A 14,017-nucleotide genomic window follows, 5' to 3' on the forward strand; every position below is an offset into this window, starting at 1 on the left:
CGAAAAACCGCGATGATAGCTCAGCGCGACGCCGGGGTCCGGATTTCACCGCTGGCCAATCGTGAAGCGCTGTTGCCGATCGGGTCTTCAGCGTTGAGGTCGGCGCCCTTGGCCTTCAACTCATCCAGCAACTCGACGCGCTTGAACAACCCGGCGTACATGGCCGCCGTCTGCCCGGCGCCGTTGCGTTGATCGGGGTTGCAGTCGGTCGCCAGCAGGCGCTGGGCAATTTTCAACTCGCCCTTGAAGATCGCGCCCATCAGCGCCGTGTTGCCACGTTTGTCCTGCACACAGGCGTCGGCGCCCGCGCTGAGCAAGCGCTCAACGAACGGGCCCTGGCCGTGATAGGCGGCGAGGATCAACGCGGTGTAGCCCTTGTCGTCCTGGGTGTTGAGGCTGTAGCCGGAGTCGATAAAGGTGTCGAGCATGTCGAGGTCGCCTCGGCGGGCGGCGTCGAAATAGTAGTCCTGCAACTGGGCTTTGAGCGCGACCGGGTCGGGAGACTCGGCATGGGCGACAAAGGCCAGCATGGCCATCAGCAATCCGATAGAAACTCGCATGGGTGTTCTCCTGCCAAAGGTCGACGCCTCATCAAGGGCGCCGACCAGAACCAACGGATCAGTCAGTCAGTTTGTCCGCCAGCGCCTTCACGCGTGCCAGGTCACCCTTGGCAACCTTGGCCACGCCGGTGCCATATTCCGGGTCGGCCTTGTACAGGAACGACAGGATGATGTGCTTGCTCTCGTCATCGGTGGTCGCCAGCGAGCCACCAAAGTTCTCGATCAAGTCCTGGCGCTCTTTCTTCGTGAAGGAGCGGTACAGATCACCGGCCTGCTTGAAGTTCTGCTCGCGCTGGATCTTCGCCTGCTGGGTGCTTCCCGAAAGGGCCGACTGGCTGTAGCGCGCGGCTTGCGGCTCGTCCCGTGGCAGCAGACGGCTTGGCTGGTAGTTCACGCCGGTGGTGGTCTTGCCGAAGTTCATCGCGCCGTCCTGGTTACCGTTGTTGACGGTCACCCGTGGGGCGTTGATTGGCAATTGCAGGGCGTTGGCGCCCAGGCGGTACATCTGGGTATCGGCATAGGAGAACACGCGGCCTTGCAGCAGACGGTCCTCGGACGGCTCGATGCCCGGCACCAGGTTGGCCGGGGCCATGGCGACTTGCTCGGTTTCCTGGAACACGTTGGCGGGGTTGCGGTTCAGCACCATCTGCCCGACTTTGCGCTCAGGCACATTCGGCCAGATCTTGGTCGCATCCAATGGATCGAAGTCGAACTTGGCCAGGTCCTCAGGCTTGAGCACCTGCACGTACAGGTCCCACTTGGGGAAATCGCCCTTGTTGATATGCGTGACCAGGTCGTTGGTCATGTGGCTGTAGTCGCGGCCCTGCACTTCGGTGACCTGCTTGGGGTCGAGGTTCTTGATGCCTTGCAGGCTCTTCCAGTGGAACTTGACGTAGTGCACTTCGCCCTTGGCGTTGATCAGCTTGTAGGCGTGCACGCCGTTGCCGTCCATTTCCCGATAGCTGGCCGGGGTGCCGGAGTCGGAGTACAGCTCGGTCAGCGTGCGGGTGGACTCAGGCACATGGGAGAAGAAGTCGAAGCGACGGGAATCGTCATCCAGGTTGGTGCGCGGGTCTGGCTTGAAGGCGTGGACCATGTCCGGGAACTTGATGGCGTCGCGGATAAAGAAGGTCGGGAAGTTGTTACCCACCAGGTCCCAGTTGCCATCAGCGGTGTAGAACTTGGTGGCGAAACCACGCGGGTCGCGCAAGGTTTCCGGGGAGTGATTGCCGTGGACCACGGCGGAGAAGCGCACGAACACCGGGGTGGCTTCGCCGGCCGCGAACACCTTGGCCTTGGTCAGGTCACTGAGGTTATCGGTGACGGTGAACGTACCGTGGGCGCCGGTGCCACGGGCGTGCACCACGCGCTCGGGGATGCGCTCGCGGTCGAAGCGCTGCAGCTTCTGGATCAACTGCACGTCTTGCAGCAACACTGGGCCATTGGCGCCGGCGGTCTGCGAGTTCTGGTTGTCACCCACCGCAGCACCGTTATCGCGGGTCAGGTTGGCGGCGTGTACGGACAGGGAAAGCAGGCTGGCGGTCGCCAGTACCAGCGCGTATCGCGCTGAAACAGGCCCGCGACTCATAGGGGTCTTCATCGAGGTTTCCTCTGGTTTTTTTAATGCACATTCAGTTGTGCTTGCCAGAGGCTAGTGACCCGAGAGTCAGAAGATAAATAGAAAACTCACAACAACCCGATTAACAAAATAATCTGTTAAGTAACTGATATCAGGCGTATTTCGCGCGCGATTGATGGCACTTTGCAAACTATTTGCGTTTTAATGTGTCGATAAAAACTAACAGTGTTAACGGTTGTGTCGGGCAAGCCCGCTACGACTGACTTACACTGAGTCCCACCCTTCTCATCTGTAACAAGGAATAACCTATGGGCGTGATCAGTGAGTTCAAGGCCTTCGCGGTCAAAGGTAATGTGGTCGATATGGCCGTCGGTATCATCATCGGCGCCGCCTTCGGCAAAATTGTTTCCTCGTTTGTAGGCGACGTGGTGATGCCGCCAATCGGTCTGTTGATCGGTGGCGTGGACTTCGGTGACCTGGCGATAACGCTCAAGGCGGCACAGGGCGATGTGCCTGCGGTGGTACTGGCCTACGGCAAGTTCATCCAGAGCGTCATCGACTTTGTGATCGTCGCATTTGCGATCTTCATGGGTGTGAAGGCGATCAACCGCCTGAAGCGTGAAGAGGCCGTGGCGCCAAGCCTGCCGCCGACGCCGACCAAGGAAGAAGTGTTGCTGGGTGAGATCCGTGATCTGCTCAAGGCACAGAACGACAAGCCGCGCCTGTAAAGACCGGCTTGAGAAAAAAGGCGCCTGCTAGAGGCGCCTTTTTTATTACCAGTAGTTTTCCACCGCCACTTGGCCGGGGCGACGGCTCAAGCTCAGGTTCATGTCACGCTGCTTGAGCAACTGGCGCGTGTCATCGACCATCTGCGGGTTGCCGCAGATCAACACGCGGGAATGTTCCGGGGTCAATTCGACGCCGGCTGCGCGCTCAAGCTCGCCATTTTCGATCAGCGTGGTGATGCGCCCATTCAATGCGCCGGGATGCTGCTCACGGGTGACGATGGGAACGTAGGTGAGTTTGTGTGCGTACTCGGCCAAGTATTCACGTTCACCCAGATCATTGATCAGCGTTTGATACGCGAGCTCCTTGGCTTCCCGTGCGCTGTACACCAGGATGATGCGTTCGAATTTCTCCCACACCTCGAAGTCCTGCAGGATCGACAAAAACGGCGCCACCCCGGTGCCAGTGCCCAGCATCCACAAATCGCGGCCATCGACGAAACGGTTCAAGGTCAGGAAACCCGTGGCCTGGCGCTCCACCATCAAGGTATCGCCTACCCGCAGGCGGCTCAGCTCGCTGGTGAACTCACCACCGGGGACAACGATCGAGAAGAAGTCCAGATGCTCATCAAACGGTGAGGACACCAGCGAATAGGCACGCCATACGGTACTGCCATCCGCCTTGGTCACCCCCAAACGCACAAACTGCCCCGCCGTGAAACGAAAGCCCGGATCGCGGGTGGTGCGCAGGGTAAACAGGCTGGGGGTCAGCGATTGCACGTCGAGCAAGGTCTGGCGGGTAAATTTCTCAGCACTGGCCGTCATGGGGGGCTCCGTTCTACAGGTGCCCTAGTGTCCCTCAAAGTCGCGTGGGGAAACACCTGCGATTGGTAGTGGTATCGGCAAATATACGCAGTAGTGGCTATGTAGTCGCACCGCCAACTCATTCGCTATTAGCCTTCACTTAAACGTGTGAAGACGACTGTTAGTCGATCGTTACACGGCCTACAACTGACTAATAAACCGTCACTTTTTCAACTAAGTCGTTAAAGAGCTAACGAACAGTTTTGCAAAAAACTATTAAACATCAATTCGCAAGAGCAAAATTTTCCTCTCGCTGCGTAGCCGTTGTCCTACACTGGTTTTCGTGCAGCTTTGGGGGTTCAGGACGTACCCCAAGTCACGGAGAACCCCATGGAGAGTGACCTATGCTCAAATGGCAAACCACGCGCCTTCCCAAGCTGGAAGGTGAAAACGAGGTCACCAGTGTGTTTGAAATGGTGATCAACAAAACGTATGAACTGGGTTTCAAACACTGTTCTTTCAAGATGAGTTCCCAATTACCCAAAAATCAAATCAAGCCAATTGAATTTACCAACCACTCAAACGAGTGGAAAAAAATCTACGACGAAGCAAAATTCTTTGAAGTTGATCCCATTGTTAAACACTGCAAAGCAAGTTTATTGCCGATTGTCTGGGAGGAGAAATTATTCAAAGAGATACCAAGCCTTTGGTCTTTAGCCCAAACCGTTGGGGTGCACAGGGCGGTAACCCTCACCGTGCATGATTTCCGGGGCGTGTTCAGCATGTTGACCCTCAGCCGCGACAAGGGCGAAGTGAGTCCGGAGGAACTGTACGAAAAGGCGGGCATGCTGCTGTGGCTCTGTCATGCGATGCACGCGGTACTGGCGCAAAAGTATGCCGCAGGCCAAAGCGTCAACCCCACCAGCAAATTGACCCCACGGGAAATAGAAGTGCTCATGTGGTCGGGCATGGGCAAGACAGCGGCGGACATCGCGGCCATCCTGTGCTTGTCCGAACGGACAGTAGGTTTTCATGTGTGCAGTTGCCTCAAGAAGCTGGGCGTCAACAACAAGATCGCCGCCGTGCTTCGTGCCGCGCAAGAAGGGATTATTTAACCGCCCAAGAAACACTGCATGTATTCCCTTTGAAAAAAACGTAACATTTGCGACCCATTCTGAGTGTTGAGCAGCCCCCCAGGTGCCGCGCGCAGTACACTCAGACGGTTCGGCCCATGACTGCCGACCACCCATCGTTGACCCAGAGCCTCCCCCGCCATGCCCCTGCTCGAAAGCCCCTTCGCCCAGCTCGATCTGATCCGCCAGCCAGAGCAACATAACGATCCGCTGCAAGCCTTCGATGCCGCCGACGAATACCTGCTCAATCATCTGGCGGAACAGAAGCCGACGAATGCAACCCGCGTGCTGGTGCTCAATGACAGCTTCGGCGCCCTGGCCGCAAGCCTTGAGGGGCAGGTGCAGGTCACGTCCAGCGGTGACTCGTTCCTGGCTGCCCAGGGCTTGGAAAAGAACCTGGTACGTAACGGCAAGGCGTTTGATGCAGTGGCATTCATTCCCGCCAGCCAGGTTCCGGCAGGGCCTTTCGACTGCGTGCTGATCCGCGTACCGAAAACCCTGGCGCTGCTGGAAGAACAACTGATCCGCTTGCAAGGTCAACTCACGCCAGGAGCCCAAGTCATCGCCGGGGCTATGATCAAGCATCTGCCACGGGCGGCAGGCGAGTTGCTGGAGCGCTATATCGGACCGATGCAGGCGTCACTCGCAGTGAAAAAAGCGCGGCTGCTGATCGCCACTGTTGAAGACCGCCCCGCAGCCATTTCGCCCTACCCCACCCGCTACACCCTGGACACGCCGGCGATCGAACTGCTGAACCACGCCAACGTGTTCTGCCGCGAAAGCCTGGACATCGGCACCCGTGCGTTCCTGCCCCACCTGCCGAAAAACCTGGGCAACGCCCGTGTGGCGGACTTGGGTTGTGGCAACGGCGTATTGGCGATTGCCAGTGCCCTGCAAAACCCCGAAGCGCATTACACCCTGGTGGACGAATCCTATATGGCCGTGCAATCGGCCGCCGAAAACTGGCAAGCCGCCCTCGGTGATCGCGACGTGATCGTACGTGCCGCCGATGGCCTGGCTGGCCAGGAGCCGGGTTCGCTGGACGTGGTGCTGTGCAACCCGCCCTTCCACCAGCAACAGGTGGTCGGTGACTTCCTCGCCTGGCGCATGTTCCAGCAGGCCCGGGAAGCGCTGGTGGTCGGCGGCGCTCTCTATATAGTCGGCAATCGCCACCTGGGTTATCACACCAAACTGGCGCGCTTGTTCCGGGGTGTCGAGCAAGTCGCCACCACGCCAAAATTCGTGATCCTCAAAGCCCGTAAATAAAGCCCGTCAATAAAAAAACCCTGCTTCTCTCGCGAAAAGCAGGGTTGAAAAACCGGGCCGTCAGGCCCGGATCGGGATATCAGTGAGTGGTCAGGCCCGCCGCATTCATGAACATGCGCATCAGGCTGGCCACAATGAACAAGGCCAGCACACTGCCGGTCCAGATCATCGCCAGCCACCCCAGGCGCCGCCACAACGGCTGTTTCTCGGCCTGTTCGATCTCTTGCAACGAAGGTTTGCCGGACATGGAACGACCCTCCTAGTGATAACCGTCTTCGTGGGTGACCTTGCCGCGGAACACGTAGTAGCTCCAGAAGGTGTAGCCCAGGATGAACGGGATGATGAACAGGGTGCCAACCAGCATGAAGCCCTGGCTTTGCGGCGGCGCGGCGGCGTCCCAGATCGACACTGATGGCGGAATGATATTCGGCCACAGGCTGATACCCAATCCACTGTAGCCCAGGAAAATCAGCACCAGCGTCAGCAGGAACGGCGTGTAGTGCGCATTGCGTGCCACCGCGCGGATCAGCCCATACATGGTCACCAATACCAGGATTGGCACCGGCAGGAACCAGAACAGGTTCGGCAGTGTGAACCAGCGCGAGGCGATTTCCGGGTGCGTCAATGGCGTCCAGATGCTCACGATGCCGATCACCGCCAGCACCACAAAGGCCAGTGGCCGCGCCAGGTTGTGCATCTTTTCCTGCAACGGGCCTTCGGTCTTCATGATCAGCCAGGTGCAGCCGAGCAGCGCATAGGCCACGATCAGCGCCACGCCGCAGAACATCGTGAACGGCGTGGCCCAGTCCAGTGAACCACCGGCAAACTGGCGATTCACCACAGGGATGCCGTCGATAAACGCCCCCAGTGCCACGCCCTGGAAGAACGTCGCTGCCAGCGAGCCGCCGATAAACGCCTTGTCCCACAGGTGACGCTTATGGTCCTTGGCCTTGAAGCGGAACTCGAACGCCACGCCACGGAAGATCAGCCCGATCAGCATCAGGATCAGCGGCAGGTACAGCGCCGACAACACCACCGAATAGGCCAGCGGAAACGCGCCAAACAACGCCGCGCCGCCCAGTACCAGCCAGGTTTCGTTGCCGTCCCACACCGGAGCCACGGTGTTCATCATCACGTCACGGTCGGTCTTGCCGGGGATAAACGGAAACAGGATGCCGATACCCAGGTCGAAGCCGTCCATGACCACGTACATCATGATGCCGAAGATGATGATCACGGCCCAGATCAGCGGAAGATCAATACCCATCTCAATGCCCCTTGTGCTGGATGTGGGTGTGGTCGTCATCGTTGCCATCATCATCGGCAGCCGACAACGGACGGGCCGGTGTGCGTTTCTGGCCAGGGCCACCGTGGGTTGGCTCGGTGCCTTCGTGGGTCACAGGGCCTTTGCGCACCAGGCGCATCATGTAGCCCAGGCCTGCGCCGAACAGCGCGAAATACACCACCACGAACAACACCAGGGTGATGGTCATCTGCGCCAGGCTATGCCCGGAGGACGCATCCGCCGTGCGCATCAAGCCGTAGACTACCCAAGGCTGACGGCCGATCTCGGTGGTGAACCAGCCGGCGAGAATCGCGATCAAGCCGGACGGGCCCATCCACAATGCCAGGTAGAGGAACGGTTTGGACGTGTACATCTTGTCGCCGCGGCGCAGCCAGAGGCTGAACAGGCCGGTGAAGATCATCAGGAAGCCGAGGCCGACCATGACCCGGAACGACCAGAACACGATGGTCGAGTTGGGGCGGTCCTCAGGCGGGAACTCCTTGAGCGCCGGCACCTGTTTGTCCAGGGAGTGGGTGAGGATCAGGCTGCCCAGGTACGGGATCTCGACGGCGTACTTGGTCCTTTCCTCTTTCATGTCTGGCCAGCCGAACAGGATCAACGGCGTCGGTTCGTTGCCGATGTTTTCCCAGTGGCCTTCAATCGCGGCGATTTTCGCCGGCTGGTGCTTCAAGGTATTCAGGCCGTGGAAGTCACCGATCACCGCCTGGATAGGCGCGACGATCAGCGCCATCCACATCGCCATCGAGAGCATTTTGCGGATGGCCGGGTTGTCCTTGCCACGCAGCAAGTGCCAGGCCGCCGAGGAGCCGACGAAGAACGCAGTCGCTACGAACGCCGCCGTGGCCATGTGCGCTAGGCGATAAGGGAACGAGGGGTTGAAGACCACGGCGAACCAATCGGTCGGGATCACGCGACCATCAATGATTTCAAAGCCCTGGGGCGTCTGCATCCAGCTGTTGGACGAGAGGATCCAGAACGTGGAAATCAAGGTGCCGACAGCCACCATCACGGTGGAGAAAAAGTGCAGGTTGCGCCCCACCTTGTTCCAGCCGAACAGCATCACGCCCAGGAAACCGGCCTCAAGGAAGAAGGCCGTGAGCACTTCGTACGTCAGAAGCGGCCCGGTGACGGCGCCAGCGAAGTCCGAGAAGCGGCTCCAGTTGGTGCCGAACTGGTAGGCCATGACCAACCCGGAGACCACGCCCATGCCGAAGTTGACGGCAAAGATCTTCGACCAGAAGTGGTAGAGGTCACGGTAAGTGTCGTTGTGCGTCTTGAGCCACAAGCCTTCCAGCACCGCGAGGTAGCTGGCCAGGCCGATGGTGATCGCCGGGAACAGGATGTGGAAAGAGATGGTGAACGCAAATTGAATTCGGGCGAGATCTAGCGCCTCCAAACCGAACATAAGTCTTCCTCTGTCAGGTAATACCGGCTGCTGGCGGGAGCCTGCACCCACTGCCCCCACGGATATGGAGTCTGGCGAATTTCAATTCGTTTCTTTTTTTAACCAAACGCGTAGGGAATCTGGCCTTGCGGCCGCCAGGCCGATGTCCGGGCGGACATTGATCTGGATCAAGCATTGCTGAAAGAGTAGTCCCATTTTCGATGGAGGACGGCGTGGTCTTTTGCCGCGTGACAGACTGCCTCAGATCAGTTCTTGCAACTATCTGTTACAACTTGATGATAATCTCGGCGCTCCCTCCGGCCCTGACCTGAATCCCCGATGCCTAGTGAACCCGCGTTGCTGTTGCGTCACCACCGCCCTTTCATCGCGTTCTGGCTGGCGCGTATCTTCACTGCCAGCGGCTTTCAGATGCTTACCGTGGCCATCGGTTGGAACCTCTATCAACTGACCGGCAATGTGCTGGACCTGGGCCTGGTCGGCCTGGTGGAATTCGTGCCGCGCGTATTGTTCATGCTGCACACCGGGCATGTGGCCGACCGCTATGAACGGCGTAAGGTCGCCGCCATCTGCCAGACCGTGCAGGCGTTGATCGCACTGTCCCTGGCCATCGGCGGGCTGACCGGCAATGTGACCCGCGAGATGATCTTCATCCTCGCCTTCCTGCTCGGTGCCGCGCGTTCGTTTGAAATGCCGACCACCCAGGCGATGCTGCCCAGCATCGTCCCCAGCATTTTATTCCCGCGAGCCGTGGCCTCGTCGCAGTCGGCCCAGCAACTGGCAACCATCGTCGCCCCGGCCCTCGGCGGTTTGCTGTACGCATTTGGCAGCGTCTGGGTCTATGGCCCCACGGTAGTGCTGTACCTCATCGCCTGCGTGCTGACCCTCAACCTGCCAGCCCGCCAGACACCACTCAACAAAGGCAAGGCCACCCTGGACTCCCTGCTCGCCGGCATCCGCTTCATCCGCAGCCGCCCGGACATCCTCGGCGCCATCTCCCTTGACCTGTTCGCCGTGCTGCTGGGCGGCGCCACCGCGTTGCTGCCGGTGTTTGCCAAAGACATCCTGTTGACCGGCGCCTGGGGCCTGGGCCTGCTGCGTTCGGCCCCGGCGGTGGGCGCGTTGTTGATGTCGCTGTGGCTGGCGCGGTTTTCCGTGGACCGCCATGTGGGCCGCGTGATGTTCACCGCCGTCGGCGTGTTCGGCGTGGCGACCATCGCCTTCGGCCTGTCGACTTCGTTCTGGTTCTCACTGGCGGTGCTGGTGGTGCTGGGCGCGGCGGACATGATCAGCATGGTCATCCGCGCCTCCTTTGTGCAGTTGGAGACGCCGGATGAAATGCGCGGGCGGGTCAGTGCGGTCAATGGCTTGTTTATCGGCGCGTCCAACCAGTTGGGCGAGTTCGAATCCGGGATTACCGCCCACTGGTTCGGCACCGTGCCCGCCGTGGTCATGGGCGGGATCGGTACGCTGGTGGTGACCGGAGTCTGGATCAAGCTGTTCCCGACCCTGGCCAACCGTGACCGCATGCATGTGCCCGTGGAAGAACCCGCGAAGGTCTAGAGCACCTTGTCGAGGGTGATGGGAAACTCCCGCACCCGCTTGCCGGTGGCGTGATAAATCGCATTGGCCACCGCCGCTGCGACCCCGACGATACCAATCTCACCGACGCCCTTGGACCCCAGGGCGTTGACGATCTCGTCGTGTTCTTCGACAAACACCACATCAATGTCGCCAATATCGGCGTTAACCGGAATGTGGTACTCCGCCAGGCTGTGGTTCATATAGCGCCCCAACTGATGGTCGATCTGGGTTTCTTCATGCAATGCCATGCCGATGCCCCACACCACCCCGCCGAGGATCTGGCTGCGGGCCATCTTCGGGTTGACCACTCGCCCGGCGGCAATCGCGCTGACCACCCGGCGGACCTTGATCGTTCCCAGGTCTTCGTCCACCTGCACCTCGACGAAGACAGCTGAGTGGGTGGCGGTGCTGTAGCCCTCGCGTTTTTTGTCGGGCTCACTGTCGACCTGCACTTCCAAGGCGTCTTCGCCGCTGTCCTTGACCAACTGTGCCAGCGACACACTCACGTCGCCGGTATGCAGTTGGCCCTCTTCGAAGCGCACGGTTTCGGCGTCCTTGAACACCGGGTAAGTCTGCCGGGCGATGTTCAGCAGTTTGGCATTCAAGGCCTCGCAGGCTTGCTGCACGGCAGTGCCGACGGAGGACACGGTGAATGAACCGCCCTGCAGCGGCGCGGTGGGCAATGATGAATCACCCAGCAGAAACGCCACGTCGTCGACCGCCACACCACTGGCCTGGGCCGCGATCTGGGTCATCACCGTGTAGGTACCGGTGCCGATATCGGTGGTGGCGCTGCTGACGGTCAGCTTGCCTTGCGCATCGAGGCGCGCCTTGGCGCTGGCCTTCATCTGCATGGCTTCCCACACGCCGCCGGCCATGCCCCAACCAATCAACTGGCGGCCATCGCGCATGCTGCGCGGTTCCGGGTTGCGCTGGCTCCAGCCAAAACGCTCGGCGCCTTCGCGGTAACACTCGCGCAGGGCTTTGCTCGACCAGGGCTTGTCTTCGTTCTGGTTGCGCTCGGCGTAGTTGATCAGCCGCAGTTGTACCGGGTCCATACCCAGTGCGCAGGCCAGTTCATCCATGGCGCACTCCAGGCCGATCACGCCGAGGGCCGCGCCGGGCGCACGCATGTCCAGCGGCGTGAACACGTCCAGGGGCACCAACTTATAAGTAAGCTGCACGTTGTCGCAGTGGTAGAGCATGCCGCTCCATTCCACGACGTGTTCGCTGAAGTCTTCGAAACGCGAAGTCTGACCAATGGCGGTGTGCCCCAATGCCAGCAAGCGCCCGTTGGCGGCGGCGCCGAGTTGCAGGCGCTGCAGAGTGCGCGGGCGATAGCCGAACGTGAACATCTGCTGGCGCGTCAGCGTGACCCGCACCGAACGCTTGAGCGCCAACGAGGCCATCACGGCCAGCGGCAATTGGTACTGCGGGCGCAGGCCGGAACCAAACGCGCCGCCAACAAACGCGGCGAAGATGCGCACCTGGCTTTTATCCAGGCCGAAGACTTTTTGCACGTAGGCCTGGCAGTTCTGCGGGCCCTGGGTCTTGTCATGGATATGCAGGGTGCCGTCCGGCTGATACAGCACCGTGCTGGCGTGGGGCTCCATCGGGTTGTGGTGTTCGATGGGCGTGCTGTAGTGCACATCCAGGCTGACGGCGGCAGCGGTCCATTCGGCCTGGAAGTTGCCACGCGGTTCGGGCGGGGTTTGCGGCGAGGCGTGGGCCTGATCCTGCAGGGCCAGCAGGTCGGTTTCAAAGGCTTCGGTTTCGTACTCGATGTCCACCAGTGAACCCGCATGCCGCGCCAGTTCAAGGTTGTCGGCGATCACCAGGGCCAGCGGCTGGCCGCTATACAGCACGCGATCGTTGTAGAGCGGACGAAACGGCGAGCCGTCGGCGGCGTCGGCATCCTGGAAAGCGTCATCATAGCTGGCGATTTTGGGGCGATTGAGGTGATGAATCACCGCCACCACGCCCGGCAGGGCCAGTGCCTTGGAAGCATCGATGTGCAACACACGGCCTTTGGCGACGGTACTGGACACCACGCTGCCGTGCAGCAGGCCGTCCTCGGGAAACTCACCGGCATAACGCGCTTTACCTGTGACCTTGAGCAGACCGTCAACCCGATCCAAGGGTTTGCCGATAGAGGTCATGGGCGCTCTCCTGCGACAGCCGCATCACTCAGGGCACGAATAATCCCCCGGCGTGCCAGCTTGATCTTGAAGCCGTTGTGTTCCAGGGGTTCGGCGTCTTGCAGCAGCGCGTCGGCGGCGTGGCTGAAGGTTTCGCGGCTGACGAGCTGGCCGATCAACGCGGCTTCCACTGCGCGGTCCCGCCAGGGTTTATGGGCCACGCCACCCAGGGCCAGGCGCGCGTCGACGATGCGGTCGCCGTCCAGCTCCAACGCTGCAGCAACGGACACCAGGGCGAACGCATAGGAAGCGCGGTCGCGGATTTTCAGGTAGTTGCTGTGGTTTGCCAGGTTGTCGGCGGGCAGTTCGATGGCGGTGATCAGCTCATCGTCAGCCAATTGGTTGTCACGCTGCGGCGCATCGCCGGGCAGGCGATGGAAGTCGGCAAACTCGATAACACGAGCGCCTGCACGACCTTCAACATGTACTCGCGCTTCCAACGCCGCCAACGCCACGCACATGTCGGAAGGATGGGTCGCTACGCACTGTTCACTGGCGCCGAGGATGGCATGAATACGATTCAACCCCGTGCGTGCCGGGCAGCCGCTGCCGGGCTCGCGCTTATTGCACGGCACAGTGGCGTCATAAAAGTAGTAGCAGCGGGTGCGCTGCAACAGGTTGCCACCGGTACTGGCCATATTGCGCAGCTGCGGCGAGGCGCCCGCGAGGATGGCCTGGGACAGCAGCGGGTAACGCTGTTCGATCAGCGGGTGCCAGGCCAGGTCGGCGTTGCTCACCAGGGCGCCGATCAGCAGGCCGCCCTCGGCGGTTGCCTGAACCTCATTTAACGGCAGCCCTGTGATGTCGATGAGATGCTCGGGGCGGCTGATGTTTTCTTTCATCAGATCCAGCAGGTTGGTGCCGCCGGCGATAAAACGCGAGGCGGCGCTGCTCAGGTGCACCGCTTCCTGCACATCGGCCGGCTTGCTGTAGTGGAAGGGATTCATCGCTCACCTCCCACGACGTCTGCAATGGCATCGCGGATATTGCTGTAGGCGCCGCAGCGACACAGGTTACCGCTCATCAGCTCCTGGATCTGGGCGGTGTCGTGCGCACGACCTTCATTGGCCAGGCCGACCGCCGAGCAGATCTGGCCGGGGGTGCAGTAACCGCATTGGAAGGCGTCGTGTGTGATGAAGGCTTGCTGCATCGGGTGCAGTTGGTCGCCGTCGGCGAGGCCTTCGATGGTGGTCAGCTCGGCACCGTCGCACATCACCGCCAGCGTCAGGCAGGCATTGATGCGCTTGCCGTCGCGCAGCACCGTGCAGGCACCGCATTGGCCGTGGTCGCAGCCTTTTTTGCTGCCAACCAGGTCGAGCTGTTCGCGCAACAGGTCAAGCAGCGTGGTCCAGGGCAACACGTCCAGCTGGCGGTCCTGGCCGTTGAGGCGCAGGCGTATCGAGTGGCTGACGAACGGCTGGGCCGTCGCGCCATTGGGGGTCGCGCTCATAAACACCTCA

13 protein-coding genes are annotated in these 14,017 nt (G+C 60.5%); 4 read left to right on the forward strand and 9 right to left on the reverse strand.

Going from position 1 to position 14,017, the window contains the following annotated elements; translation table 11 throughout:
* Positions 1-20: 20 nt before the first annotated feature.
* Both OZ428_RS29075 and katB read right to left on the reverse strand, forming a co-directional pair.
* On the reverse strand, positions 21-560 hold the full coding sequence (locus OZ428_RS29075) for an ankyrin repeat domain-containing protein (protein WP_061434241.1): 540 nt from the start codon (positions 558-560) through the stop codon (positions 21-23).
* 58 nt (positions 561-618) lie between these two features.
* Entirely contained in the window at positions 619-2,160 is a 1,542-nt protein-coding gene (gene katB, locus OZ428_RS29080; RefSeq protein WP_442964810.1) for a catalase KatB, read from the reverse strand.
* A 287-nt stretch (positions 2,161-2,447) separates the two neighbouring features.
* Here katB and mscL point away from each other — a divergent pair, with 287 nt between their 5' ends.
* Positions 2,448-2,867 (forward strand): large-conductance mechanosensitive channel protein MscL, encoded by a 420-nt coding sequence (mscL, locus tag OZ428_RS29085; RefSeq protein ID WP_010206685.1) that lies wholly within the window; start codon positions 2,448-2,450, stop codon positions 2,865-2,867.
* Positions 2,868-2,912: 45 nt separating this feature from the next.
* Here the strand turns inward: mscL and OZ428_RS29090 are convergent, their stop codons facing one another.
* Positions 2,913-3,689, reverse strand: a complete 777-nt coding sequence (locus OZ428_RS29090) for a ferredoxin--NADP reductase (RefSeq protein WP_269132071.1) — start codon at positions 3,687-3,689, stop codon at positions 2,913-2,915.
* A gap of 383 nt (positions 3,690-4,072) precedes the next feature.
* On the opposite strand from OZ428_RS29090, the gene OZ428_RS29095 reads away from it, so the two are divergent.
* Together OZ428_RS29095 and OZ428_RS29100 are read left to right on the forward strand one after the other, a co-directional pair.
* Complete coding sequence (locus OZ428_RS29095) at positions 4,073-4,783, forward strand: helix-turn-helix transcriptional regulator (protein ID WP_269132072.1); 711 nt, start codon at positions 4,073-4,075, stop codon at positions 4,781-4,783.
* A gap of 159 nt (positions 4,784-4,942) precedes the next feature.
* Positions 4,943-6,067: a methyltransferase gene (locus OZ428_RS29100; protein WP_269132073.1), complete on the forward strand. Its 1,125-nt coding sequence runs from the start codon at positions 4,943-4,945 to the stop codon at positions 6,065-6,067.
* Between the two features lie 79 nt (positions 6,068-6,146).
* Here the strand turns inward: OZ428_RS29100 and OZ428_RS29105 are convergent, their stop codons facing one another.
* From OZ428_RS29105 to OZ428_RS29115, 3 genes are read right to left on the reverse strand one after another with little or no spacing between them, the layout of a single operon-like run.
* A complete protein-coding gene (locus OZ428_RS29105) occupies positions 6,147-6,314 on the reverse strand; it encodes a DUF2474 domain-containing protein (protein WP_269132074.1) in 168 nt (55 codons plus the stop codon).
* Positions 6,315-6,326: 12 nt separating this feature from the next.
* Positions 6,327-7,334, reverse strand: coding sequence for a cytochrome d ubiquinol oxidase subunit II (gene cydB, locus OZ428_RS29110; protein ID WP_015885994.1), 1,008 nt, complete (start codon positions 7,332-7,334; stop codon positions 6,327-6,329).
* 1 nt (position 7,335) lies between these two features.
* Positions 7,336-8,778: a cytochrome ubiquinol oxidase subunit I gene (locus OZ428_RS29115; RefSeq protein WP_033897875.1), complete on the reverse strand. Its 1,443-nt coding sequence runs from the start codon at positions 8,776-8,778 to the stop codon at positions 7,336-7,338.
* 318 nt (positions 8,779-9,096) lie between these two features.
* Between OZ428_RS29115 and OZ428_RS29120 the strand changes: the two genes are divergently transcribed.
* Positions 9,097-10,338, forward strand: a complete 1,242-nt coding sequence (locus tag OZ428_RS29120) for an MFS transporter (protein WP_177004277.1) — start codon at positions 9,097-9,099, stop codon at positions 10,336-10,338.
* Here OZ428_RS29120 and OZ428_RS29125 read toward each other — a convergent pair.
* Genes OZ428_RS29125 through OZ428_RS29135 form a run of 3 tightly spaced genes read right to left on the reverse strand, consistent with a single transcriptional unit; the run spans position 10,335 to position 14,007 of the window.
* A complete protein-coding gene (locus OZ428_RS29125; protein ID WP_269132077.1) occupies positions 10,335-12,518 on the reverse strand; it encodes a xanthine dehydrogenase family protein molybdopterin-binding subunit in 2,184 nt (727 codons plus the stop codon). The two genes, OZ428_RS29120 and OZ428_RS29125, sit on opposite strands and share 4 nt — an antisense overlap.
* The gene (locus OZ428_RS29130; protein WP_269132078.1) at positions 12,515-13,504 is read right to left on the reverse strand and encodes an FAD binding domain-containing protein; all 990 of its coding nucleotides are present in this window, start codon (positions 13,502-13,504) and stop codon (positions 12,515-12,517) included. The genes OZ428_RS29125 and OZ428_RS29130 overlap by 4 nt, the downstream gene beginning before the upstream one ends.
* Positions 13,501-14,007: a (2Fe-2S)-binding protein gene (locus OZ428_RS29135; RefSeq protein WP_269132079.1), complete on the reverse strand. Its 507-nt coding sequence runs from the start codon at positions 14,005-14,007 to the stop codon at positions 13,501-13,503. The genes OZ428_RS29130 and OZ428_RS29135 overlap by 4 nt, the downstream gene beginning before the upstream one ends.
* Positions 14,008-14,017: the final 10 nt, after the last annotated feature.

Source organism: Pseudomonas sp. GXZC (assembly GCF_026967615.1).
Lineage (GTDB): Bacteria > Pseudomonadota > Gammaproteobacteria > Pseudomonadales > Pseudomonadaceae > Aquipseudomonas > Aquipseudomonas azotoformans_A.

Excerpts from the sequence above, each read along its gene's own strand:
- OZ428_RS29075 (WP_061434241.1), bottom strand. The coding sequence starts at position 560 with ATGCGAGTTTCTATCGGATTGCTGATGGCCATGCTGGCCTTTGTCGCC.
- katB (WP_442964810.1), bottom strand. The coding sequence starts at position 2,160 with ATGAAGACCCCTATGAGTCGCGGGCCTGTTTCAGCGCGATACGCGCTG.
- mscL (WP_010206685.1), top strand. The coding sequence starts at position 2,448 with ATGGGCGTGATCAGTGAGTTCAAGGCCTTCGCGGTCAAAGGTAATGTG.
- OZ428_RS29090 (WP_269132071.1), bottom strand. The coding sequence starts at position 3,689 with ATGACGGCCAGTGCTGAGAAATTTACCCGCCAGACCTTGCTCGACGTG.
- OZ428_RS29095 (WP_269132072.1), top strand. The coding sequence starts at position 4,073 with ATGCTCAAATGGCAAACCACGCGCCTTCCCAAGCTGGAAGGTGAAAAC.
- OZ428_RS29100 (WP_269132073.1), top strand. The coding sequence starts at position 4,943 with ATGCCCCTGCTCGAAAGCCCCTTCGCCCAGCTCGATCTGATCCGCCAG.
- OZ428_RS29105 (WP_269132074.1), bottom strand. The coding sequence starts at position 6,314 with ATGTCCGGCAAACCTTCGTTGCAAGAGATCGAACAGGCCGAGAAACAG.
- cydB (WP_015885994.1), bottom strand. The coding sequence starts at position 7,334 with ATGGGTATTGATCTTCCGCTGATCTGGGCCGTGATCATCATCTTCGGC.
- OZ428_RS29115 (WP_033897875.1), bottom strand. The coding sequence starts at position 8,778 with ATGTTCGGTTTGGAGGCGCTAGATCTCGCCCGAATTCAATTTGCGTTC.
- OZ428_RS29120 (WP_177004277.1), top strand. The coding sequence starts at position 9,097 with ATGCCTAGTGAACCCGCGTTGCTGTTGCGTCACCACCGCCCTTTCATC.
- OZ428_RS29125 (WP_269132077.1), bottom strand. The coding sequence starts at position 12,518 with ATGACCTCTATCGGCAAACCCTTGGATCGGGTTGACGGTCTGCTCAAG.
- OZ428_RS29130 (WP_269132078.1), bottom strand. The coding sequence starts at position 13,504 with ATGAATCCCTTCCACTACAGCAAGCCGGCCGATGTGCAGGAAGCGGTG.
- OZ428_RS29135 (WP_269132079.1), bottom strand. The coding sequence starts at position 14,007 with ATGAGCGCGACCCCCAATGGCGCGACGGCCCAGCCGTTCGTCAGCCAC.